This is a genomic window from Promicromonospora sp. NPDC090134, from assembly GCF_044746965.1.
Classification (GTDB): Bacteria; Actinomycetota; Actinomycetes; order Actinomycetales; family Cellulomonadaceae; genus Promicromonospora.
The window spans coordinates 46,941-68,376 of the sequence record NZ_JBIVCZ010000010.1 but is presented as its reverse complement, the minus strand read 5'-3'; the positions used below and the strand labels follow the sequence as shown (position 1 = coordinate 68,376).

19 protein-coding genes are annotated in these 21,436 nt (G+C 73.6%); 6 read left to right on the top strand and 13 right to left on the bottom strand.

The window, feature by feature from the left end; all coding sequences use genetic code 11:
- Positions 1 to 22 precede the first annotated feature (22 nt).
- From ACIPN7_RS23825 to ACIPN7_RS23810, 4 genes are read left to right on the top strand one after another with little or no spacing between them, the layout of a single operon-like run.
- Positions 23 to 376, top strand: a complete 354-nt coding sequence (locus ACIPN7_RS23825; protein ID WP_400548278.1) for a rhodanese-like domain-containing protein — start codon at positions 23 to 25, stop codon at positions 374 to 376.
- Positions 373 to 1,713 carry an O-acetylhomoserine aminocarboxypropyltransferase/cysteine synthase family protein gene (locus ACIPN7_RS23820; RefSeq protein ID WP_400548275.1) on the top strand — a complete coding sequence of 447 codons (1,341 nt, stop codon included), beginning with the start codon at positions 373 to 375 and terminating at the stop codon, positions 1,711 to 1,713. Before ACIPN7_RS23825 ends, ACIPN7_RS23820 begins: the two co-directional genes overlap by 4 nt.
- Positions 1,710 to 3,062: an LLM class flavin-dependent oxidoreductase gene (locus ACIPN7_RS23815; protein WP_400548272.1), complete on the top strand. Its 1,353-nt coding sequence runs from the start codon at positions 1,710 to 1,712 to the stop codon at positions 3,060 to 3,062. The genes ACIPN7_RS23820 and ACIPN7_RS23815 overlap by 4 nt, the downstream gene beginning before the upstream one ends.
- A gap of 37 nt (positions 3,063 to 3,099) precedes the next feature.
- Positions 3,100 to 3,606, top strand: coding sequence for an RDD family protein (locus tag ACIPN7_RS23810; protein WP_400548269.1), 507 nt, complete (start codon positions 3,100 to 3,102; stop codon positions 3,604 to 3,606).
- Positions 3,607 to 3,697: 91 nt separating this feature from the next.
- Here the strand turns inward: ACIPN7_RS23810 and ACIPN7_RS23805 are convergent, their stop codons facing one another.
- The 8 genes from ACIPN7_RS23805 to ACIPN7_RS23770 form a co-directional block, all read right to left on the bottom strand.
- The gene (locus ACIPN7_RS23805; RefSeq protein ID WP_400548266.1) at positions 3,698 to 5,065 is read right to left on the bottom strand and encodes an NtaA/DmoA family FMN-dependent monooxygenase; all 1,368 of its coding nucleotides are present in this window, start codon (positions 5,063 to 5,065) and stop codon (positions 3,698 to 3,700) included.
- A 10-nt stretch (positions 5,066 to 5,075) separates the two neighbouring features.
- Positions 5,076 to 6,263 carry an LLM class flavin-dependent oxidoreductase gene (locus tag ACIPN7_RS23800; protein ID WP_400548263.1) on the bottom strand — a complete coding sequence of 396 codons (1,188 nt, stop codon included), beginning with the start codon at positions 6,261 to 6,263 and terminating at the stop codon, positions 5,076 to 5,078.
- A 260-nt stretch (positions 6,264 to 6,523) separates the two neighbouring features.
- Positions 6,524 to 7,519 (bottom strand): aldo/keto reductase, encoded by a 996-nt coding sequence (locus ACIPN7_RS23795; RefSeq protein WP_400548260.1) that lies wholly within the window; start codon positions 7,517 to 7,519, stop codon positions 6,524 to 6,526.
- Positions 7,516 to 9,003: an LLM class flavin-dependent oxidoreductase gene (locus ACIPN7_RS23790; protein WP_400548257.1), complete on the bottom strand. Its 1,488-nt coding sequence runs from the start codon at positions 9,001 to 9,003 to the stop codon at positions 7,516 to 7,518. The genes ACIPN7_RS23795 and ACIPN7_RS23790 overlap by 4 nt, the downstream gene beginning before the upstream one ends.
- A 69-nt stretch (positions 9,004 to 9,072) precedes the next feature.
- Positions 9,073 to 10,737, bottom strand: a complete 1,665-nt coding sequence (locus tag ACIPN7_RS23785; protein WP_400548254.1) for a dipeptide ABC transporter ATP-binding protein — start codon at positions 10,735 to 10,737, stop codon at positions 9,073 to 9,075.
- Positions 10,724 to 11,647 carry an ABC transporter permease gene (locus ACIPN7_RS23780; RefSeq protein WP_400548251.1) on the bottom strand — a complete coding sequence of 308 codons (924 nt, stop codon included), beginning with the start codon at positions 11,645 to 11,647 and terminating at the stop codon, positions 10,724 to 10,726. The genes ACIPN7_RS23785 and ACIPN7_RS23780 overlap by 14 nt, the downstream gene beginning before the upstream one ends.
- Positions 11,647 to 12,579: an ABC transporter permease gene (locus ACIPN7_RS23775; protein WP_400548248.1), complete on the bottom strand. Its 933-nt coding sequence runs from the start codon at positions 12,577 to 12,579 to the stop codon at positions 11,647 to 11,649. Before ACIPN7_RS23775 ends, ACIPN7_RS23780 begins: the two co-directional genes overlap by 1 nt.
- Position 12,580: 1 nt before the next feature.
- Positions 12,581 to 14,215, bottom strand: a complete 1,635-nt coding sequence (locus ACIPN7_RS23770; RefSeq protein ID WP_400548245.1) for an ABC transporter substrate-binding protein — start codon at positions 14,213 to 14,215, stop codon at positions 12,581 to 12,583.
- A 254-nt stretch (positions 14,216 to 14,469) separates the two neighbouring features.
- Between ACIPN7_RS23770 and ACIPN7_RS23765 the strand changes: the two genes are divergently transcribed.
- Positions 14,470 to 15,525 (top strand): NADPH-dependent oxidoreductase, encoded by a 1,056-nt coding sequence (locus ACIPN7_RS23765; RefSeq protein ID WP_400548242.1) that lies wholly within the window; start codon positions 14,470 to 14,472, stop codon positions 15,523 to 15,525.
- Positions 15,526 to 15,625: 100 nt separating this feature from the next.
- Complete coding sequence (locus ACIPN7_RS23760) at positions 15,626 to 16,645, top strand: aldo/keto reductase (RefSeq protein ID WP_400548239.1); 1,020 nt, start codon at positions 15,626 to 15,628, stop codon at positions 16,643 to 16,645.
- Between the two features lie 38 nt (positions 16,646 to 16,683).
- Here the strand turns inward: ACIPN7_RS23760 and ACIPN7_RS23755 are convergent, their stop codons facing one another.
- The 5 genes from ACIPN7_RS23755 to ACIPN7_RS23735 form a co-directional block, all read right to left on the bottom strand.
- A complete protein-coding gene (locus ACIPN7_RS23755; protein ID WP_400548236.1) occupies positions 16,684 to 17,247 on the bottom strand; it encodes a flavin reductase family protein in 564 nt (187 codons plus the stop codon).
- Positions 17,244 to 17,828 carry an NAD(P)H-dependent oxidoreductase gene (locus ACIPN7_RS23750; RefSeq protein ID WP_400548233.1) on the bottom strand — a complete coding sequence of 195 codons (585 nt, stop codon included), beginning with the start codon at positions 17,826 to 17,828 and terminating at the stop codon, positions 17,244 to 17,246. Before ACIPN7_RS23750 ends, ACIPN7_RS23755 begins: the two co-directional genes overlap by 4 nt.
- 311 nt (positions 17,829 to 18,139) lie before the next feature.
- Entirely contained in the window at positions 18,140 to 19,114 is a 975-nt protein-coding gene (locus ACIPN7_RS23745) for a glycosyl hydrolase family 18 protein (RefSeq protein ID WP_400548230.1), read from the bottom strand.
- Positions 19,115 to 19,305: 191 nt separating this feature from the next.
- Entirely contained in the window at positions 19,306 to 20,754 is a 1,449-nt protein-coding gene (locus ACIPN7_RS23740; RefSeq protein ID WP_400548227.1) for a catalase, read from the bottom strand.
- Positions 20,755 to 20,828: 74 nt separating this feature from the next.
- A complete protein-coding gene (locus tag ACIPN7_RS23735) occupies positions 20,829 to 21,290 on the bottom strand; it encodes a Fur family transcriptional regulator (protein ID WP_400548224.1) in 462 nt (153 codons plus the stop codon).
- Positions 21,291 to 21,436: the final 146 nt, after the last annotated feature.

The following is a 21,436-nucleotide window of genomic DNA, read 5'->3' as shown; positions in this document are numbered from 1 at the left end:
CGTCCACCCGGAGGAGACCACCATGACCACCCCTGAGCTGCAGACCCCCGGCGCCGCGGGCGCCAAGGTCGCCGGCGGCGCCCTGCTGATCGACGTCCGTTCCGCCGCGGGCCGCGCCTCGGCGGGCGAGATCCCGGGCGCCACGCTCGCGGACCGCAACAACCTCGACGCGCTGTTCGGGCCGTCCGACAACCCGGCGATCACCCTCGACACGCCCGTCGTGGTCGTGTGCGGCTCCGTCGACGGCTCCGGCCCGGTCGCGGAGGCGCTCGCGGCCCGCGGCTACACCGACGTCTCGCACGTCGACGGCGGGTTCCCCGCCTGGAAGGAGGCCGGGCTGCCCGCGGCGGAGGCCGAGCCGAGCGCGGCGCCATGACCGGCTTCGCCACCCGGCAGGTGCACGCGCGCAGCACGGGGCGGGACGACGCCGGGCGCGCTACCGGCGCGCCCGACACCACGCCATCGGCCCGCGCGGTCCCGCGGGCCACGCCCGTCTACCTGACCGCCGGGTTCGAGTTCGAGGAGTGGGAGCAGGCCGCCGGGCACTTCGGCGCGGGCGAGGGCTTCGCCTACACGCGCACCGGCAACCCGACCACGGCCGCCGTCGAGCAGCGGATCGCGGCCCTGGAGGGCGGCACCGACGCGCTGTTCCTGGCCAGCGGCCAGGCGGCCGTCACGGTCGCCCTGCTCGGCCTGGTCGAGGCCGGGCAGCGCGTGCTCGCCGCGTCCAGCATCTACGAGGGCACGCGCGGGCTGCTCCTGGAGAACCTGCCGCGCCTCGGCATCGAGGCCGACTTCGTGGACGACGCCGCCGACCCCGCCGCCTGGGAGCGTGCGATCCGCCCCGAGACGCGCGTGCTGTTCCTGGAGTCGATCCCGAACGCGCGCAACGACCTGCCGGACCTCGCGGCCGTGGCCGACGTCGCGCACGCGCACGGGCTGGTGCTCGTCGTGGACAACACGCTGGCCACGCCGTACCTGCTTCGGCCCATCGAGCACGGCGCCGACGTCGTGGTGCACTCCGCCAGCAAGTTCCTGGCGGGGCACGGCTCGGTGCTGGGCGGCGTCGTCGTCGACTCCGGGACGTTCGATCCGCGCGCCGCGGGCGCGCTCTACCCGCACCTCGTGGCGCCGAGCCGCACGGGCGGGCCGAGCGTGGCCGACCGGCACGGCGGGAACGCACGCCTCGCGTACCTGCGCGAGACGGTGGCGCCGCGCTTCGGCCCGACGCCGTCGCCGCTGAACGCGTTCCTCGTGGGCCAGGGCATCGAGACGCTGTCGCTGCGGGTTGCGCGGCAGAGCGCCGCGGCGCTGGAGGTCGCGCGCTGGCTGGCGTTCCGGCCGGAGGTGGCGTCGGTGGACTACTCCGGGCTGGACTCCAGCCCGTCGCACGCGCTGGCCAAGCGGTACCTGCCGGACGGCCAGGGCTCCGTGTTCACCTTCACGCTGCACGGCGGCGCTCCCGCGGCACGCGCGCTGGTCGAGGCCGTGGAGGTCTTCACGCACATGACCCACATCGGCGACGTGCGCTCGCTCGTGCTGCACCCCGCGAGCACCAGCCATGTGCTGCGCACCCCCGAGGAACGGGCCGCCTCGGGCATCCACCCGGGCACCCTGCGCCTCTCGGTCGGCATCGAGGACCTGCCCGACCTCATCGCGGACCTCGACCGCGGGCTGGCCGCCGCCCGCACCCCACGCAAGGAGACACCATGACCCGCCGGCAGCACCTCGGCTGGTTCCTGGCCCGCGGCTTCGGGCCGCACGGCTGGGGCCACGACTACCTGGACTGGAACTACGACTGGACCCGGCCCGACCTCTACGTCGAGTCCGCCCGCGCCCTGGAGCAGGCGGGCGTGGACCTGCTGATCATCGAGGACGCCCCGTCGCTCGGCAGCCCCGAGACCATCGACCTGCGCGTGCGACAGGCGTTCGGCGGCCCCAAGCACGACCCGCTGCTGCTGGCCCCGTACCTGTTCGCCGCGACCCAGCACCTCGGGATCGTGCCGACGGTCAACCCGGCCGCCGTGCTGCCCTACACCGGGGCGCGGCAGCTCGCGACGCTCCAGCACCTGTCGGGCGGTCGGTTCGGCCTCAACCTCGTGACCGACACCGGCAGCGCGCGGCACTTCTCGGCCGCGCCGCCGCTGGGGCACGACGCCGCGTACGACCGCGCCGAGGAGTGGCTCGACGGCGTCCGCGCGCTGTGGCGCTCCTGGGACGACGGCGCGCTGATCGCCGACCCGGGCGCCGTCGGGCCCGGCGGTGTGCGGACCGGCGGCCGGTACGCCGACGGGCGCCTGCTGCGCCCGGTGCGGCACCGCGGCGAGCACTTCGCGTTCGACGGCCCGCTCAACGCCCTCCCGTTCGACGGCGGGGCCGACGGCGAGCCCGTGATCGTCTCGCCCGGCGGGTCGGGGCGCGGGCTGGCGTTCGCCGGCGCGAACAGCGACGTCCAGCTCGCGCTCGCGCCGCTGCACGAGAAGAGCGTTCGCGACTACCGGGCCCGCGTCCACGCGTCGGCCCGCGCGGCCGGGCGAGCCCTGGAGCACGTCAAGGTGCTGTTCGCGATCAAGCCGGTGCTGGTCGCCAGCCCGCAGGAGGCCGACCGGCTGGTCGCGGCGTCGGCGAACCCGGACGACGCGACGCTGCTGCGGATCGCCGAGCAGCAGTCCAGCGACCTGGAGACCGACCTGACGGCGCTCGACCTCGACAAGCCGCTGCCCACGGGCCTGTTCGGCGACCACGTCTCGCACGGCTCGATCAAGCGGCTCGTGGGCGACCACGACCTCGCCACCACGCCGCTGCGCGTGCTGCTCGGCGGGCTCGCCCGCCTGGGCCGCATCGCCGACCGCACGGGCTGGGTCGGCACCGCCGGGGAGCTCGCCGACCTCATCGAGGAGCTGGGGGAGTGGGGCAACGACGGCGTGCTGCTGTGGGGCGACCTGCACCCCGTCACGGTGCACCGCACGCTCGACGAGCTGGTCCCGATCCTGCGCCGCCGCGGCATCCTGCGCACGGAGTGGGCCGACGGCGGCCTGCGGGCCAACCTCCGGGCGTTCTGAGCGCGCCCCGGGGCCGGCGCGCGGTAGCGTCAGCGACGTGAACTCCGAGGCCTGGCGGCGCATCGTGGCGTGGCTCGTCGACTGGCTCTGCTTCCTCGTGTGGCTCGCGGCGCTCGCGGCGATCGGCATCCCGCTGTACCTCTCCGGCGTGACGGGCGAGTGGTCCGCCGCGACCACGAACGTGGTCTCCGCGCTCGTCACGGCGGTGCCGCTGACGATCTTCCTCGCCGTCCTCGAGTCGGGCACCCGGCAGGCGACGGTCGGCAAGCGCGTACTGGGACTGAAGGTGGTGGGCGCCAGGGACGGCGGGCGGCTCTCGTTCGCCTCGGCGCTGCTCCGGAACGCGCTCAAGGTCGCCGTGCCGTGGACCATCGGGCACGCCGCGGCGATCGGCCTCGTCGGGTCGTCGGAGGTCGGACCGGGCCTCATGATCCTCACCGCGGCGGCCTACGTGCTGCCGGTCGTCTACGTGGTCACGCTGTTCGTCGGCGAGGGGCGCACGCCGTACGACCGGGCCGGGGGAGACAGGGTCGTCCGCGCTTGAGCGCGGGTCTCCGCGGGCGGCAGCGGCGCTGAGGGTCGGCAGTCCGCCAACTGCCGAGCACGGCGCCAAGGCGCGGCGTCCGGCCGCCTCCCTACGCCGCGCCGACGGCGGCCGCGCGGCGGGTGAGCGGGGCGCGCAGGCCCAGGTGCTCGCGCAGGGTGGTCCCCGTGTACGACGTCGGGTAGGCGCCCCGCTCCTGCAGCTCGGGGACCACCCGGTCGACGATGTCGTCCAGGCCTGACGGCACGATCCACGGGCTGATGTTGAAGCCGTCGACGGCGCCGGTGCGCACCCAGCGGATCAGGTCCTCGGCCACGGCGGACGGCGTGCCCTGGAACCCGCGCTCGCTGCTGTTGCGGACCACGAGCTCGCGGATCGACAGGTGCTCGGCCTCCGCCAGCGCCCGCCACCGCGCCGCGATCTCGCGGGTCCGCGCCCCCGTGGTGGCCGAGCCGCGCTCGCCGCCGAGCTCCTCGACCACCGGGTCGTGCGCGGGCAGCGGGCCGTCCGGGTCGTAGCCGGACAGGTCCTCGCCCCAGATGTTGCCGACGATCGAGAGCGCCGTGGCCGGGGTGACCTGGTTCCAGCGGACCCAGCGGGCCTTCTCCTCGGCGTCGGCGGGCGTGTCGCCCACGATGACGCCGGTGCCCGGGAAGATCTTGACGTCGTCCTCGGGGCGGCCGGCGGTCACGGCCCGGCGGCGGATGTCGGCGGCGAACTCCAGCGCCTCGGCCAGCACCGAGCCGTGGCGGGAGAAGATCACGTCCGCGTTGGCCGCCGCGAAGTCCCGGCCCTGCGGCGAGTCGCCCGCCTGGAAGATGATCGGGTGCCCCTGCGGGCTGCGCGGCGTGGTGGGGTCGAGCTCGACGTCGAACAGGGCGCCGTGCTCGGAGACGTGTGCGACCGTCCCGCTGAACGCGTCGCTGCCGCCCGTGTCCGGGAAGGCGTCCCAGATCTGGCGGGCGACGTCGAGCTGCCCCTGCGCCCGGTCGTAGCGCAGGGCGTGGTCGAGGTAGCCGCCACGGCGGAAGTTGGCCCCGGTCCAGGCGTTGTCCGTGGTCACGACGTTCCACGCGGCCCGGCCGCCGGACAGCACGTCGAGGCTCTGCAGGCGCCGGGCCAGGTCGGCCGGGTCGTTGTACGTGGTGTTCTGGGTGGCGACCAGGCCGATGTGCGTGGTGATCGCGGCCAGCGCGGCGAGCTGGGTGATGGCGTCCGGGCGGCCCACCACGTCGAGGTCGTGCAGGGCGCCGCGCGACTCGCGCAGCCGCAGGCCCTCGCCGAGGAAGAACGCGTCGAACAGCCCGCGCTCCGCCGTGCGGATCACGCGCTCGAAGGTGGCGAAGTCGGTCTGCGACCCGGACTCCGGGTCGGACCAGATCGTGGTGTGGTTGACGCCCTGGAAGAAGACGCCGAAGTGCACCTGGGCGTCGGGGCGGGTCACGGGGAGGCCGGTCATGGCGGTCTCCTCAGGCGTTCGGCGCGTCGGCGAGGACACGCGTGTCGTAGCGGTTGGCGGGGCGCGGCAGCCCGAGGGACTCGCGCAGCGTGGCACCGGGGCGCGGCGCCGCGGTGAGGCGGGCGGCGCGCAGGGCGGGCAGGACGTCGCGGGCGAGCACGGGCAGGTCGACGTCGAGCACGGCGGGCAGCAGCCGCACGCCGTCGACCGGCCGGCGTCCGTCCGGTCCCGGGGTGGCGAGCTCGGTGAGCAGGGCGACCAGCCCGGCGGCGTCGCCCGCATAGCGCAGGGCGCGCGTGTCCCACGGCGAGCGGACGCCGGCGGGCGTGCTGGCGTCCAGCACCGCGAGCCGGTCCGCGCCGGTGCGGCCGCCGGCGTCGAGCACCACCTCGAGGTCGACGCCGGCCAGCGGCGAGTGCTCGCGCGCGGCGGTCGCGTCGCCGCGGGCCGCGCCCACGCCGGCGCCGCCGACCAGCGTGACGTCGACGAGGCGCTCCGCGCCGCCGGGACGGCCGCCGGTGCCGTCGAGCGCCGGCGGCACGTCGCCGTCGGCGGCCAGCACCACGAGCTGCCCCTGGGGCGGCCGGGGCGTGATGAGCGGGCCCTTCACCGAGAAGGTCTCGCCCACGAAGTCGACGTGGTGGATCCGGTCGCGGTCGACGTACCGGCCGGTGGGGACGTCGCGGATCACGGCGTCGTCCTCCCACGAGTCCCACAGGTCCCGGACCACCCGCACGACGTCGCGCGCCTCGCGGGTCACGTCGCCCACCACGGGGCGGCCGTAGGCATCGGCCGTCGCGGCGTCCCGGGTCACCGCCGCGATCCAGCCGGCGCGGCCGGCCGCCGCGATGTCCAGCGACGCGAGCTGCGCCGCGACGTGGAAGGGCTCCGGGTAGGTGGTCGGTACCTGCGGGACCAGGCCGATCGCCGTCGTCGTGCGGGACACGAAGGCGGCGCGGGTGACGGACTCCAGCCGGGCCGACGCCGGCGAACCGGGTACCGCCGGGAGCAGCGCGTCCGTGAAGGAGACGAAGGTGAGGCCGGCGTGCTCGGCCTGCCGGACCGTGCGGGCCAGCCGGACGCCGGACACGAGGTCGGCGCCCGCGAGGCGCGCGACGACGGCGGCCGCCGGGTGCGCGCCCGCGCCGTCGGCGTCGAGCCCGACGAAGAAGGGCGAAAGGGGCTGTGGAGCGGACAAGAGAACCTCCGATGTCGTCGCGGCGCACCCCCGCGGACCTGCCGCGGACGCCGACCGCGCGCAACATAGCCCCGCCCCGGCCGGACGCAATGGCCGGGCCGGATCGTCTCGCCATCCGGTCGCTGCGACGCGCCGGCCGCCTCTCCACCGCCCGGACGCCGTGGTTGACCACAGCGGTTGCTGCCAGAGAACGCCCCTCTCTGGCAGCAACCGCTGTGGTCAACACCGACCGGGTCCGGCACGGCGGGGCCGGGCGGGGGTCAGCCGACGCGGCCCGGGCCGCCCGTGAGGGTGCCCGGGAGCAGCGCGCGGAGCTCCTGCTCCTCCTCCGGGGTGGGGACCCAGCGGGTGGCCAGCAGGTTCTCGTCGAGCTGCTCCGGCACCGTGATGCCGGTGATCACGCTGGTCACCGTGGGCTGCGCCAGGAGCCAGCCCAGGGCGAGCGCGCTCGGCGTGACGCCCCGGTCGGCGGCGAACCGCTCGAACCTCTCCAGCGCGTCCCACGGGGCCTCGCCGAGCAGGTACGTCTTGAGGTTGGTGATCTTGGCGCCCTCCGGCGCGTTGTCCCGCGAGTACTTGCCGGTCAGCAGCCCGTTCTGGAGCGGGAAGTACGGCAGGAACCCGAGGCCGAAGTGCTCCAGCGCCCCGATCAGCTCCTCCTCGGGCCTGCGCCACAGCAGGCTGTACTCGTCGGTCGTGGAGACGAACCGGCCGTAGCCGCGGGCCGCGGCCACGCGGTCGGCGTCGGCGAGCTGCCAGGCCTTGAAGTTGGACGCGCCCACGTACCGCACCTTGCCGTCGCGCACCAGGGTGTCGAGCGCGGAGAGGGTCTCCTCGATCGGGGTGAACGGGTCCGGGAAGTGGATCTGGTACAGGTCGATGTAGTCGGTGCCGAGCCGGCGCAGGCTGTCCTCGACGGCGGCCAGGACGTACTTGCGCGCCCCGGTCCGGCTGTACGAGGGACCGCGGTCCGCCGCCAGCGACCGGCCGAACTTGGTGCCGATCACCACCTGGTCGCGCCGCCCGGCCAGCGCCGTGCCGAACAGCTCCTCGGACAGGCCGGTGCGGTCGCCGTACCCCTCGGCGACGTCGAAGTAGGTCACGCCCAGGTCGATGGCGCGGTCCACGATCCGGTTGACCTGCTCCTGCCCGACGGCGCGCATGCCGCTGCGGCCGAACGTGCTGGCGCCCACGCCGAGCTCGGACAGGACCAGGCCGGAGCGGCCGAGCGCGCGGTACCCCGCGGGGAGCGTCATGCTCGCGCCTCCTGCCCGGCGGGCTCCGGCTGCTCGGACGACGGCGCCGCGAACTGGTTGGGCGGCACCGGCAGCCCGAAGTGCCCGCGGAACGTGTCCGCCTCGTACTCGGTGCGGAACACCCCCTTGTCCTGGAGGATCGGCACCACCTGCGAGGTGAACCGCTCGAGCTGGTCGAGCATGGCCGGCGACTGGATGTTGAAGCCGTCGGCGGCGCCCTGCTCGAACCACTCGATGAGCGTGCCCGCGACGTCGTCCGCCGTGCCGATGGCGAGCGGGAAGCCGCCCCCGATGGAGTTGTGCAGCAGGTCCCGGCCGCGCACCGTGCCGGCCTCGACGGTGCGGCCCGTGCGGTCGGCGATGGTGCGCAGCAGCTTCTGCCCGACGTCGTTCAGCTCGGCGGCGAGCGACGGCGTCAGCACGCCGTCCAGGCCCAGTGGGCGCAGGTCGGCGCCGGTGCGCTCACCGATCGAGCGCAGGCTGCGCGCGCCCATCGGCAGGGGCGCCCGCCCCCGCTGAGCCGCCTGGAACGCCTCGCTCGTGTAGTAGTCGTCCGCCTGGTCCCCGGCCACGGGGTCGTCGTCGACCGGGAGGCCCGCGTTCAGCCGGTCGAAGAGCTCGATCGCCTCCTCGCGCGTGTCGCCGATGACGGGTGTGATGCCCGGCAGGAAGAAGATGGGCTCCTCGCGGCCGCGCAGGCGCAGCGCCCGCTCGCGCACGTCGGCGTTGAACTCCGCCGAGACCTCCAGGGTGGGCGGGCCGGTGAAGTTGATGTCGCAGTACCGCGCCGTGAGCTCGCGCGACAGCTCGGAGCCGCCCGCGTACAGGAGCGGCACGTGGCCCTGCGGCGGGCGCAGCATCGGCAGCGTGCCCGCCACGGAGAAGAACTCGCCCTGGTGCTCCAGCCGGTGGATCCTGCTCGGGTCGAGGTACTCGCCGGACTCCTTGTCCTGGAGGTAGGCGCCGTCCTCGACGCTGTCCCAGAGCTTGCGGATGACGTCGATGAACTCGGCCGCCCGGCGGTAGCGGCTCTCGCCGCCCAGGTCGGGCAGGCTGAAGTTCTTGGCCGCGAGGTCGTTCGCGCCGAGCACCACGTTCCAGGCCAGGCGTCCGCCGCTGAGGTGGTCCAGCGACGCCGTCAGCCGCGCCAGGATGTACGGCTCGTAGAAGGTCGGGTGGGCGGTCACCGCGAGCCCGATCCTCGACGACTGCAGGGCGAGCTGCGAGGCCAGCGTGAACGGTTCGAGGCGCCCGGCGTTGTGCGTGGTCCCGTAGTGCTCGCGGTAGACGTCGCCCGGAAGCGTGTCGCCGAGGAAGAAGAAGTCGAACTTGGCGTCCTCGACCAGCTTGAGCACGTGGGCGGGGTAGGCGAGGCCGAAGGGGTCGGGCGCGGCCGACTCCGGCAGCCGCCAGCCGCCCCAGTGGGTCCCGTTCAGCCAGTACATGTATCCGAGGTGCAGCTGGCGCTGTGCCGGCTCGCCCATGGCGGAGTCCTTTCGTTCGGTGCGGTGGTGCGTCGTTCTTGTCGTAGCGCGGGGGTCACGGCGTGGGGGTCACGGCGTGCTCGTCGCCGTGGCGGCGGCCGGGGCCGCCCCCGGGATGGAGGCCAGCAGCCGGCGGACGTAGTCCGTCCCGGGCCGGGAGATGATGTCGGACGCGGGGCCGTGCTCGACGACGTCGCCGTGCCGGAGCACGAGGACCACGTCGGACAGCTCCGCGACGACGCCGAGGTCGTGCGACACGAACAGGTACGTCAGCGAGAGCCGGTCCTGGAGGTCGAGCAGCAGGTCGAGGATCTGCCGCCGCACGGTGACGTCGAGCGCGGAGACGGGCTCGTCGAGCACCAGCACCTCGGGGTGCGGCGCGAGCGCGCGGGCGATCGCGACCCGCTGCCGCTGGCCGCCGGAGAGCTCGGCCGTGTAGCGGTCGGCGACCGACGCCGGGAGTCCCGTCTGCTCCAGGAGCTCGGCGACCCGCCGCGCGCGCCGGGCGGCGCCGCCGATCCGGTGGCCGGTCAGCGGCTCCTCCAGGATCGACCGCACGGTGGTGCGCGGGTTCAGGGAGGCGAACGGGTCCTGGTAGACCATCTGGACCTTGCGGTACAGCGCCGCCTGGCCGGCGCCCCGGCGGTGGTGGACCACGGGGGCGCCGTCCACCGTGACGCTGCCCGCGCTGGGTGGCGTCAGGCCCGCCAGCAGCCGCACCAGCGTGGTCTTGCCCGACCCGGACTCGCCCACGATGCCCAGCGTGGTGCCCCGCCGCACCTCGAAGCTCGCCCCGGCGACGGCGGTGACCGCCGTCCGGCCGCGGTGGGCGCGGAACGTCTTGGCGACGTCGCGGGCCCGGACCACCACGGGGGCGTCGGCCGGGACGCGGGCGGCGGTGCGCTCCTGCCGGTCCGCGGCGGCGTCGGCCCCGGAGAAGCCGAGCGAGGACGACCGCAGGAGCTGCTCCGTGTAGGCGTCCCCGGGGTCGGCCACGACCTCGCGCGTGCGGCCGGAGCGCACCAGCACGCCGTCCTTGAGCACGGCGATCTCGTCGGCCCGTTCGGCCGCGACCCCGAGGTCGTGCGTGACGAGCAGGACGGCGAGGCCGTCCTCCGCGACCAGGCCGCCCAGCAGGTCCAGGATCGTCTTCTGGACGGTGACGTCCAGGGCGGTGGTCGGCTCGTCCGCGACGAGCAGCCGTGGCCCCGTGGACATCGCCGCGGCGATCAGCACGCGCTGGCACATACCGCCGGACAGCTCGTGCGGGTAGGCGCCGTAGATCTTCTCGGGATCGCGCAGCCCCACCTTGCCGAACAGCTCGAGCACACGCTCGCGGCGCTCCGCCTTGCCCGCCAGCCCGTGGGCGCGCAGCGGCTCGCCCGCCTGGACGCCCACGGGCAGGAGCGGGTTGAGGCCGAGCAGGGCGTCCTGCGGGATGTACCCGATGTCCTTGCCGCGGATCGCGCGGCGCTCCCGCTCGGCCAGGCCCGTCAGCTCCCGGCCGGCGAAGGTCACGCGGCCGGCGGTCACGCGGCCGTTCTCGGGCAGGGTGCCGGTGACGGTCCGGCCCAGGGTCGACTTGCCCGAGCCGGACTCGCCGACCAGCGCCAGCACCTGGCCGGGACGCAGCGAGAGGCTCACGCCGTCGAGCACGCGGACCGGGGGACGGCCGGGCAGCGCGAACTGGGCGCTGACGCCGTCGAGGGTGAGCAGGGGTTCAGGCGACGACACGGGTTCTCCCTCGGTCGATCGACCGGCCGATGCGGTACACGGCCAGCACGGAGACGACGATCACGAGGCCGGGCAGCAGGCTCAGCCACCACTGCGCGGCGATGAAGGTGCGGCCCTCGGCCACGAGCAGGCCCCACTCGGGCGTGGGCGGCGGGGCGCCGAGGCCGAGGAAGCTCAGCGAGGCGACGGTGAGGATGGCGCTGCCGATCTCCATCGTGGCGTAGGCCAGCACCGACCGGGTGGCGTTCGGCACGACGTGCCGGAACAGCCGGTACGCGTAGCCGTGGCCGGCGAACACCGACGCCTCGACGTACCGGGCGCCCGCGACCTTCAGCACCTCCGACCGCATGAGGCGGGCGAACGTCGCGGTGCTGTTGATCCCGATGGCCACGGCGATGTTGAGGGTGCCGTGGCCCAGCGCCGAGATGATCGCCAGCGACACGATCAGGCTCGGCACCGCGAGCATGACGTCGACGACGCGCATCAGCACGCTGTCGAGCCAGCCGCGCACGGCGCCCGCGACGAGCCCGATCAGCGACCCGCTCACCAGCCCGATCAGCACCGCGATCACGGCGGCCTGCAGCGAGAGCCGGGTACCGTGCACGGCGCGCGTGAACTGGTCGCGGCCCAGGTCGTCGGTACCGAACAGGTGGTCGGGCCCGGGCGGGAGCAGCATGGCGTCGCCGCTCTGCGCCAGCGGGTCGCCCGGCGCGAACAGCGTCGGGGCGAGCGCCGCCGTGACGATCAGCACGAGCCACACGTACGACACCAGCAGGCTGGGCGTGCGCGCGACGTCCAGCAGCCGGGCGAGCCACCTGCGGCGTCGTCCCGCGCCCGGCCGGGCCGGGGACGGCGCGGCCGGCCCCGCCGGACCCGCGGCGACCGCCGCCCTGGTCTCCGTGACGCTCATCAGCCCTCCAGCCGGATGCGCTTGTCGACCAGGGGGTAGACCAGGTCGACGACGAAGTTGACGGTCACGAAGATCAGCGCGCTCACGGTGACGGCGACCAGCACCACCGGCATGTCGCGGCCGTTGACGGAGTCCACGACGAGCCGGCCGATGCCGGGCCGCGAGAACACCGTCTCCGTGAGCACGGTGCCGCCGACCATGACGCCGATGAGCGTCCCGAGCGCCGTGATCACGGGCAGCGACGCGTTGCGCAGGGCGTGCCGCACCACGACGTCGAACCGGCTGAGCCCCCAGCTCCGCGCCGTCTCGATGTACGGCGAGGTCAGCGCGCCGCGCAGGTTGGCCGTCAGGAGCTGGGAGATGGTCCCGCCGCCGGCCACGGCGATCGACAGCGAGGCCACCAGCAGGCCGAGGAACGTCCGGTCGCCGAACGCGTCGATCCAGCCGAGCCGGAACGCGACGAGCTGCACCAGCACGAGCGCCACCAGGAACGGCGGGAGCGAGACGGCGACCGGCGGCAGCGAGACGAGCAGCTCGCGCAGCCACCGCCAGTCGGTCAGCTCGATGACCACGGACAGCGCGACCCCCAGCAGCACCGCCAGCGCCAGGCCCAGGAACGCGAGCTGGAGCGTGGCCGGGAAGGCCTCGAAGAACACCTCGACGGCGGGCCGGCGCTGGTAGAGGCTGTCCCCGAAGTCCCCGAGGACGGCACCCGACAGCGCGTCCCCGTACTGCACCAGGACCGGGCGGTCCAGGCCGAGCAGCTCGCGCTGCTCGGCCAGGAGCTGCTCGACGTCGCCGCCGGAGGCGCCCATCGTGAGGCCGCCCGCCGCGTCGCCGGGCACGATGTAGAGCAGGAAGAACGCCCCGGTGAACGCGCCCCACACCACGATCGCGGCGTAGGCCAGGCGCCGGAGCCCGTACCTCAGCACCTCACTTCTCCGACAGCCAGGCGTTGTAGAGGTACTGGTCCAGGCCCACGGACTGGATGTCGTGCACCGTCGGCTGGAAGGCCCAGATGTCGGTGTCGTTCACGATCGGCAGCACGTAGGCGTCCTCGACCAGGAGCTGGGCGGCCTCGTCGACGATCTTCTGCCGCGCCTCCGGCTCGATCACGGTGTTCTGCTCCTGGAGCAGGTCGTCGAGCCTCTGACCGGTCTCGTCGTCGTCCGCGATGAAGGAGCGGTTCGAGCCCGTCTCGACGCCGTAGTTGGCGCGCAGCACGTCGGGGTCCGGCGTGGAGTGGTACCAGTAGGCGATGTCGTACTCGCCCGAGAGCAGCTTCTCGTTCGCCTCGGCGTCCAGCGGCGGGTCGAGGACCAGCTCGATGCCGAGCTCCTTCCACTGCGCCTGCACCACCTGCTCGGCCGCGCCGTCCCGCGGGAAGCGGAAGGAGAGGCGGTCGCCGTCGGCGTTGACGCGGATGCCGTCGGACCCGGTCTCGGACCAGCCGGCCTCGTCCAGGAGCCGCTTCGACAGCTCCGGGTCGTACGTGAGGTACTCGCTCTGGTCGGAGTAGAACGGGTTCGCCTCGCTGAGCGGGCCCGTCGCGGCCTGGTCGTAGCCGCCGGAGACCAGCTTCGTGAACTCCGCGCGGTCGATGCCGTGCTGGAGCGCCTGGCGCACCCGGACGTCCCCCAGGATCTTCGACGAGGTGTTGACCGGCCACTCCGTGCCCGTCGCCGGGTTGGTGGTCTCGGTGATGGTCAGCCCGGCGGCCTCGAGCTGGTCCACGTACTTCGCGTTGACCCAGTAGACGAACTGGAGCTCCTCGCCGCCGATGACGGCGCCGTTGCGCACGGAGTCCTCGGGGATGATCTTGTAGACCACCTCGTCGAGGTACGCCGGCCCGGAGCGCCCGAAGTACTCGGGCGCCCAGTCGTAGTCCGCGCGCTTCTTCAGCACGATGCGCTGGTTGGGCGTGTACTCCTCCAGGTAGAACGGGCCGGAGCCGTCCAGGAACTTCTGGCGCTCCTCGACCGGGAGCGCGGCAGTCCTCGCCGACACGATGCCCGCGTGCGCACGCGACAGGCTCACGAGGAACGCGGCGTTCGGCTTGGCGAACTCCACCTCGACCACGTGCTCGGACGGCGTCCGGATCTCCTTGATGCCCTCGACGATGGTCTTGGCGCTGGAGTGGATGCCGGGTCGGTCGAGGCTCTCGAAGTTCTGCTTGACGACCTCGGACGTGAGCGCGGTGCCGTCGTGGAACGTCACGTCGTCGCGCAGCGTGAACGTGTAGACGCGGGCGTCCTCGACGGTCCAGTCGGTGGCCAGCCAGGGCTCGATCTCCTTGGTCTCCGGGTTGAAGAAGACCAGCGAGTCCGTCAGCGCGCGGGCGACGGTGCGCCACACCTGGTTGACGACGGCGGCGTCGACGCCGTTGGGCTCGGCGGCCAGCCCGATGTTGAGGGTGCCCCCGGGGCGGTCCTCCTCGGGGACCGGCGCAGACGCCGTGCCGGAGCCGGTGCTGCAGGCGGAGACCACCAGGGACACCAGCACGGCCGCGGTGGCGGCGACGCGCCACCGTCCGGGCCTGTTCGTGGTGGGCCTTCTCGTCGTGGCCACGGTCTTCCTCCTCGGATCGGGAACGTAGGTGACACCGCCCCTTGCAGTGCGGCGGGAATGAGACGGGAAAAAATCCGACGAGTCAACCAATCCGGCAAAGAGTCCATATAGTGGGCGGATGGCATCCGCAGCCCTGTCACCAGGCGCGACAGAGCCGCGCGACTCCTGTCCGGAGAATGAGACGGCGAACTGGGGCATTGACGAAGAGCCCCCGACATGAGTGTCTGGCCTTCCGTCCACCCCACGGAGCACTCATGACAGCCATCGACGCCTTTCTGGTCACCACCCCGACCGAGACAGCTCCCGCACCGCCGGCCCGCAGGCCGACCCGGATCCCCCGAGCACCGCGGGCGCACCAGCCCGGTACCACGCCCGAGATCGCGCGCGACGAAGCGCACGACTCCCCGCGCGACCTCTCCGAGCCCTCCGAATCGCCCGAGCACGCCGGCCGCCTCGCCGCCGCCCGCGTGCAGGTCGCCGCCCGCTACGGCGTGAGCGCGCGGCGCGCCGACACCGCGGCCCCGCAGGTGTCCGCGACCGTCGCCGCCGCGGCGGACCTCCCGCGCTCCGTGCTGGACGTCCAGCTCGCGCACCGCTCGGTCCGGCGGTTCCTGCCCGGACCGCTGCCGCCCTCCGTGCTGCCCACCCTGGTGGCGGCCGCGCAGTCCGCGCCCACGACGTCGAACCTCCAGCTCTGGAGCGTCGTGGCCGTCACCGACCCGGCGCGCCTCGCCCGCGTCGCCGGCCTGTCCGGCGAGCAGGAGCACGTCCGGGACGCGCCGCTCCTGCTGGTGTGGGTGGCCGACGTCGCCCGCGTCCGCGCCCTCGCCGAACGGCGGAACACGTCCGTGCACGCGACGGGTTACCTGGAGACCACGGTCACCGCGTACCTCGACACGGCGCTCGCGGCCCAGAACGCCATGGTGGCCGCCGAGTCGCTGGGGCTGGGCACCGTCTACCTCGGCGGGGTCCGCGACCGGCCGGAGGAGCTCGCGGCCGAGCTGCGGCTGCCCCGCGGCACCGCGCCGGTGGTGGGTCTCGTCGTCGGGCGCCCCGACCCGGCCCGCCCGGGACGGGTCAAGCCGCGGCTGCCGCAGGCCGTGGTGCTGCACCACGAGACCTATGACACGGCGCGGCAGCTGCGTCCGCTGGCGGCCTACGAGAAACGTATGACCGACTTCTACCGCGAGGAGGGGCTCGACGGCGGCTGGATCGGGCGCACCCTGACCCGGCTGCGCGGGCCCGGAGCCCTGCGCGGGCGGGAACGGCTGCGGTCGGCGCTGACCGCGCTGGGCCTGCCGTCCTGGTGACGGACCGTCGCGCCGCGTCGGCGGCGAGGCTGCCGTCTCGCCATGCGAGAGCATGCTGGCGCCCCTTGCCGACGGCGCGGCGGGGTGGTCGGCTGCGGGCATGACCACTGCCGGCAGTCCCATCCCGCCCGTCCCCACCCGCACGCTGGGCTCCGGCCCGCACGCCCTGACCGTCTCGGCGGTCGGGTTCGGCGGCATGTCCGTCGCCGACTCGTACGGTCCGGCCGACGCCGCCGAGGCCGAGGCGGTGCTGCTGCGCGCGCTCGACCTCGGCGTCACCCTGATCGACACCGCCGACGTCTACGGCCACGGCCGCAACGAGGAGCTGATCGGCCGCGTGCTGGGCCCGCAGCGCGACCGGATCGTGCTGGCGAGCAAGCTCGGCCTGCCCCCGGTGGGCGGCCACCCCGACGGCCGGCCCGTCGACGGGCGCCCCGAGTACGTGCGCCACGCGATCGACCGGTCGCTGGCCCGCCTGGGCACCGACCACCTCGACCTGTACTACCTGCACCGGGTGGACCCGCAGGTCCCGGTCGAGGAGACCGTCGGCGCGCTGGGCGAGCTCGTCACGGCGGGCAAGGTGCGGGCCGTCGGGCTGTCGGAGGCCGGTGCCGAGACCGTGCGCCGCGCCCACGCGGTGCACCCGATCACCGCCGTGCAGAGCGAGTACTCGCTGTGGACCCGCGACCCGGAGGACGCCGTGCTGCCCGCGCTGCGCGAGCTCGGCATCGGCTTCGTGCCGTTCTCCCCGCTGGGCCGCGGCATCCTCACCGGCACCGTCGACTCGACCGACACGCTCGCCGCCGACGACGTCCGCCGCAGCCACGCCCGCTACGCCGGTGAGGCGTTCGAGCACAACCGTGCGCTGGTGCGCTCCCTGGAGTCGCTGGCGGCCGAGCGCGACGTGACCACGGCCCAGCTCGCCCTGGCGTGGCTGCTCGCGCAGGGCGACGACGTCGTGCCCATCCCCGGCACCAAGCGGCTGCGGTACCTGGAGCAGAACGTCGCGGCGGCATCGCTGGCCCTGTCGGCGGACGACGTCGCGGCGATCGGTGCCGTCATCCCGCGCGACGCCGTCCAGGGCGTCCGCCACCCCCGCCCGGACCTCCTGGAGGCGTGAGCCAGGGGCGGGGCCGCCCGGCGGCCCCGCCCCCTCGGTCAGATCGCCGTGTCGTCGCCGATGCGGTGGTAGCCGCGGTTCTTGTACACCAGGGGAGACGCGGCGGGCTCCCCGCCGGCCTCGGTGAGGCTGGACGCCAGCGCGCGCAGCGAGACGAGATAGCTGTCGCCGATCGGCGTGCGCTGCACCACCCGGGCCCGGAACCAGGACACGGCGCCGTCGATGACGGGCTCGCCCGTGGGCAGCGGCGTCCAGCCGCCGTCGGCGAACCGGTCGATGCCGCTCGTGGCGAACCGGGCGGAGACGTCGTCCTGGTGGTCGGCGAGGAAGCTGACCGCGAGGGTGCTGGCCTCGGAGACCGCGGGCCAGGACGACGAGGTCGAGGCGAGCGAGAACGCGAGCAGCGGAGGCGCCGCGGAGACCGAGATGACAGACGTGGCGGTGAAACCGACGGGCCGGTCCTCGTGCAGCAGCGCGACGACGGCGACGCCGGCGGGGTGGTTGCGGAAGACCGTCTTGAACTCGTCGGGGCTGAGCTGGGGCTCGTCCTGCTGGGCCAAGAGCTCCTCCAGGGCGGACAGGTCGATGTTCTCGGCGGTCATCGCACGACCTCCTCGACACGGGCGAGGCTCGTGGCCCGCCGCAGCGGCTCGCCCGCCCTGTCCAGCCAGGCCTCGATCACGCCGTCGAGGTCGGCGAGCTGACTCTCCGTGACGGTCAGCGAGCGGGCCGGCACCACGGCGCCCAGCTCGACGAGCACGGGCCGCAGGTGCACCTCCCCGGCCAGCGCGTGCGCGGGGTTGCCGGAGACCACGAGCGGGACGGCGACCACGCCGGCCAGGCCGTCGTTGCCGTACAGGTCGAGGAAGGCCTTGAGCAGGCCGGTGTAGGCCGCCTTGTAGACGGGCGTGGCGATCACGGCGACGGTGGCGCCGGCGAGACGCTCCTTCGCGGCGTCGGCCTCGGGGTGCTCGGTGGCGAGGACCTGGCCGGCGAACGCGGCCAGGTCGATCGTCGCGACGTCGTCGATGCCCAGGTGCGCGGCGATCCGGTGCGCCGCCGCCTCGGCGGCGCGCAGGGTGCGCGACCCGGGACGGGGGTTCCCGGAGACGACCACGACGGTGGGTGCGGGCGGGGTGATGGTCGGTGCGGTCGGTGCGGTCGGTGCGGTCGGTGAGGTCATGGGAGGGCTCCTCGCAACGTGTTGAGCTCGGTGGTCGCGCGGTGGGCGGTTGACCGTGAGGGAGGTATAGGCGGCCAATCGGAAGATGACCAGGAGGAGACCCGGACTTCTCACTATCCGGACCCCGACCTGGACGGAACGTCAGCCGAAGGCGCGCGCCAGCCCCTTCCCGTCACGATGGAACTCGCCCTGCCGGTCGTCGATTCCCACGGTGCCCGCGTCCCGGGGCTGACCCGAACGGTCGACAAAACGTCAGGTGGTCGGCAGCACGAGCTGCCGACCACCTGACGAGCTACCGACCGTCTGACGTCCTACCGACCACCCACCACGTCCGCCACGTGCGAGAACCAGGACTCGCGGCCGCCGCCGTCGTACCCCACGGAGTTGAAGTACTCCCAGCCGAAGACGCCGCCGAAGTCCGGGTGCCGGTCCACCAGGGTGCCGACCGTGGCGTCGAAGGTGTGCGGGTCCACGTACCCGCTGCAGTTGCCGGGGTTGGTCACGGTGCCCGCCACGACGCGGCCCGGCGTGAAGCCGTTGGCGAGGATCTGGTCGTACACCGTCGTGGTGCGCAGGTCGCCCCAGCCGCAGTAGAACTGGGTGTTGTACCAGTCGATCCGGTCACCGGCCTGCCGCTCCAGCTCCGCGTAGGAGAACCCGCCCGAGAAGCTGCTGCGGCCCGCCATGTCGGTGGCGACGGGTGTCAGGGTCACCACGAAGTCCGGCCCGAAGTCGGCCCGCAGCGTGTCGACCAGGTGGATCGTGTCCGCCAGCGAGAACGTCTCCTCGATGTCGAGGTCCACGCCGTCGAGGTCGTAGGCGCGCAGGAAGTCGCGCAGCACCGGGTAGAACCGGTCGAAGTCCTCCCGCAGGTAGCGGTAGGTGCCGGGGGCGGCGCCGCCGAGGAACGCGCTGACCGTGACCCCCTGGTCCTGCATGGTCGCGAGGTCGTCCCACATGACGCCGAGCTCTGCGTGGTCGGCCGGGATGTCGTTCACCGTGAGGGACGCGTCGGCGTTCAGGTGGATCGCGCCCACGTTGACGTCCGTGACCGAGCCGAGCAGCGGCTTGGGGTCCACGTAGCGGCGGACGCCGTCCGAGCCGGTCTCGTAGATCGTCTGGTAGAAGGCGATGACCCGGTGGTCGGCGGCTGCGGATGCCGGTTCCTGCGCTGGTCCCTGGGCTGGTTCCGGCCCCAGGGCCACGGCGGCGGGGCCCGCCGCCGCGATCAGTGCCAGCAGGCCGGCCGTCAGCGCGGCGCCGAGTCGGACGAGCGAACGGGACATCGGTGGCTCCCTCTCTCCAGGCGGTCTCGGGCGGTGCCCCGCCGAAGCGCTGCGGAGCACCCCTGGGACCGTAGGCGGCGCCTCCGCCGTCGGACAAGGAGGGCCGGCGGACCATGGGGAAATCCCTCATGCCGGTACGGCAGAGGCCGGGCCCCTCGTGGGGAGCCCGGCCTCGGCGTCGTACGGGAGCGTCAGGAGGCGACGGCGGCGCGCAGCTTGGCGCCCAGCTCCTCGTCCACGTTCGTCCAGTACTGGAAGAAGCGCTCACGGATCTCGTCGATCGTGATCGACTGGCCCTGGCCGGTCAGAGTCTCCAGCAGGCGGGCCTTGGCGCCGTCGTCGTAGACCTCGCGGTAGAGCGTGCCCGGCTGGACGAAGTCGCCGTCCTCGCTGTGCAGCGTGGCGGCGGTGCGCACCAGCTCGCCGTCCGACTCCCAGGCGCCGTCGTGCCCGCGGGCCGGGTCGGCCACGGGGCCGCCGAACGAGTTCGGCGCGTAGTTCGGCGTGCCCACCTCGTTGAAGTGGTGGCGCTGCGAGCCGTCCTGCGAGTAGTTGTGCACCGGCGCGGCGTGCGGCTGGTTCACCGGCACCGACTGGTAGTTGGTGCCCACGCGGTAGCGCTGCGCGTCCGGGTAGGAGAACACGCGGGCCATCAGCATCTTGTCGGGCGAGATGTCGGTGCCCGGGACCTGGTTGGCCGGGGACAGCGCGATCTGCTCGATCTCCGCGAAGTGGTTCTTCGGGTTGCGGTTCAGCGTGAAGTGGCCGAAGTGGATCAGCGGGTAGTCCGCGTGCGGCCAGACCTTGGTCAGGTCGAACGGGTTGAAGCGGTACGTCTTCGCGTCGTCGTACGGCATGACCTGGACCTTGATGTCCCAGACCGGGTTGTCGCCGCGCTCGATGGCCTCGTAGAGGTCGCGACGGTAGTAGTCGGCGTCGGCGCCGGCGATCTTGGCCGCCTCGTCGTTGTCGAGGAACTTGACGCCCTGGCGGGAGATGAAGTGGTACTTGACCCAGAACTTCTCGCCCGCGTCGTTGGTCCACAGGTAGGTGTGCGACCCGTAGCCGTTCAGCTCGCGCCACGAGGACGGCAGGCCGCGGTCGCCCATGAGGTAGGTGACCTGGTGCGCCGACTCCGGCGACAGGGTCCAGAAGTCCCACTGCATGTCGGCGTCGCGCAGGCCCGACCACGGCAGGCGCTTCTGGCTGTGGATGAAGTCCGGGAACTTGATCGCGTCGCGGATGAAGAACACCGGCGTGTTGTTGCCGACGATGTCGAGGTTGCCCTCGGTCGTGTAGAAGCGCAGCGCGAAACCGCGCACGTCGCGCCAGGTGTCGGGGGAGCCCATCTCGCCGGCGACGGACGAGAAGCGCAGCGCGACCTCGCCCTTCGCGCCCGGCTGGAAGGCCGCCGCACGCGTGTACTGCGACACGTCACCGGTGATCTCCCACTCGCCGAAGGCGCCGCCGCCCTTGGCGTGCACGATCCGCTCCGGGATGCGCTCGCGGTTGAACTGGGCGAGCTTCTCGACCAGGTAGCGGTCGTGGAGGACCGTGGCGCCGTCGGCGCCGACGGTCAGCGAGTGCGCGTCACTGGCGACCGGGGTACCGGTCTGCGTGGTGGTGTAGGGAGTAGTCATTCAGACGTGCCTTCCTCTGCTGCTGCTTGCGGGGGTTCTTGCGGGGTTCCAGCGGGGCTGGAAGGTCTGTGCGGTCAGGGCTGCGTGGTGGGGTCCGCGGCGGAGCCCCGGTCGCGGCAGTCGGGACACAGCCCCCAGTACGTCACCTCGGCGGTCTCGACCACGAACCCGTGGTCGTCGCTTGGGGTGAGGCAGGGCGCGTGGCCCACCGTGCAGTCCACGTCGCCGATGGCGCCGCAGGAGCGGCAGACGATGTGGTGGTGGTTGTCGCCGGTGCGGCGCTCGTAGCGGGCGGGGTGCCCGGCGGGCTCGATGCGGCGCAGGAGCCCGGCGTCGGTCAGCGCGTGCAGGAGGTCGTAGACCGCCTGCACGGAGACGGTGCCGAGCTCGGAGCGGACCGAGCCCAGGACGGCGTCGGCCGTGGCGTGCTGGTTCTCGCCCACCGCGCGCAACGCCGCCACGCGGGCGGCGGTCACGCGCAGGCCGGCGCCCCGGAGGAGCTCCTCGGGCGACGCGGCGGGGGCGGTGGACGTCATGACCAGCAGCCTAGGCCCTAGACTGGAATCGTTCCAGTTGAGTGGGGCAACGGGTTTCGCCCGCCGGAAAGAGGGCGGTCGACCTCACACCTGGCCGCGTGGCGGCGGCTCTCCTCCTGCTGGTATCGTGTAGGTACGACCGACCC

Coding starts and splice junctions, on each gene's coding strand:
- ACIPN7_RS23740 (WP_400548227.1), bottom strand. CDS start 20,754: ATGACTACTCCCTACACCACCACGCAGACCGGTACCCCGGTCGCCAGT.
- ACIPN7_RS23805 (WP_400548266.1), bottom strand. CDS start 5,065: ATGACCGGCCTCCCCGTGACCCGCCCCGACGCCCAGGTGCACTTCGGC.
- ACIPN7_RS23815 (WP_400548272.1), top strand. CDS start 1,710: ATGACCCGCCGGCAGCACCTCGGCTGGTTCCTGGCCCGCGGCTTCGGG.
- ACIPN7_RS23820 (WP_400548275.1), top strand. CDS start 373: ATGACCGGCTTCGCCACCCGGCAGGTGCACGCGCGCAGCACGGGGCGG.
- ACIPN7_RS23760 (WP_400548239.1), top strand. CDS start 15,626: ATGACCACTGCCGGCAGTCCCATCCCGCCCGTCCCCACCCGCACGCTG.
- ACIPN7_RS23790 (WP_400548257.1), bottom strand. CDS start 9,003: ATGGGCGAGCCGGCACAGCGCCAGCTGCACCTCGGATACATGTACTGG.
- ACIPN7_RS23825 (WP_400548278.1), top strand. CDS start 23: ATGACCACCCCTGAGCTGCAGACCCCCGGCGCCGCGGGCGCCAAGGTC.
- ACIPN7_RS23735 (WP_400548224.1), bottom strand. CDS start 21,290: ATGACGTCCACCGCCCCCGCCGCGTCGCCCGAGGAGCTCCTCCGGGGC.
- ACIPN7_RS23750 (WP_400548233.1), bottom strand. CDS start 17,828: ATGACCTCACCGACCGCACCGACCGCACCGACCGCACCGACCATCACC.
- ACIPN7_RS23765 (WP_400548242.1), top strand. CDS start 14,470: ATGACAGCCATCGACGCCTTTCTGGTCACCACCCCGACCGAGACAGCT.
- ACIPN7_RS23755 (WP_400548236.1), bottom strand. CDS start 17,247: ATGACCGCCGAGAACATCGACCTGTCCGCCCTGGAGGAGCTCTTGGCC.
- ACIPN7_RS23745 (WP_400548230.1), bottom strand. CDS start 19,114: ATGTCCCGTTCGCTCGTCCGACTCGGCGCCGCGCTGACGGCCGGCCTG.
- ACIPN7_RS23795 (WP_400548260.1), bottom strand. CDS start 7,519: ATGACGCTCCCCGCGGGGTACCGCGCGCTCGGCCGCTCCGGCCTGGTC.
- ACIPN7_RS23780 (WP_400548251.1), bottom strand. CDS start 11,647: ATGAGCGTCACGGAGACCAGGGCGGCGGTCGCCGCGGGTCCGGCGGGG.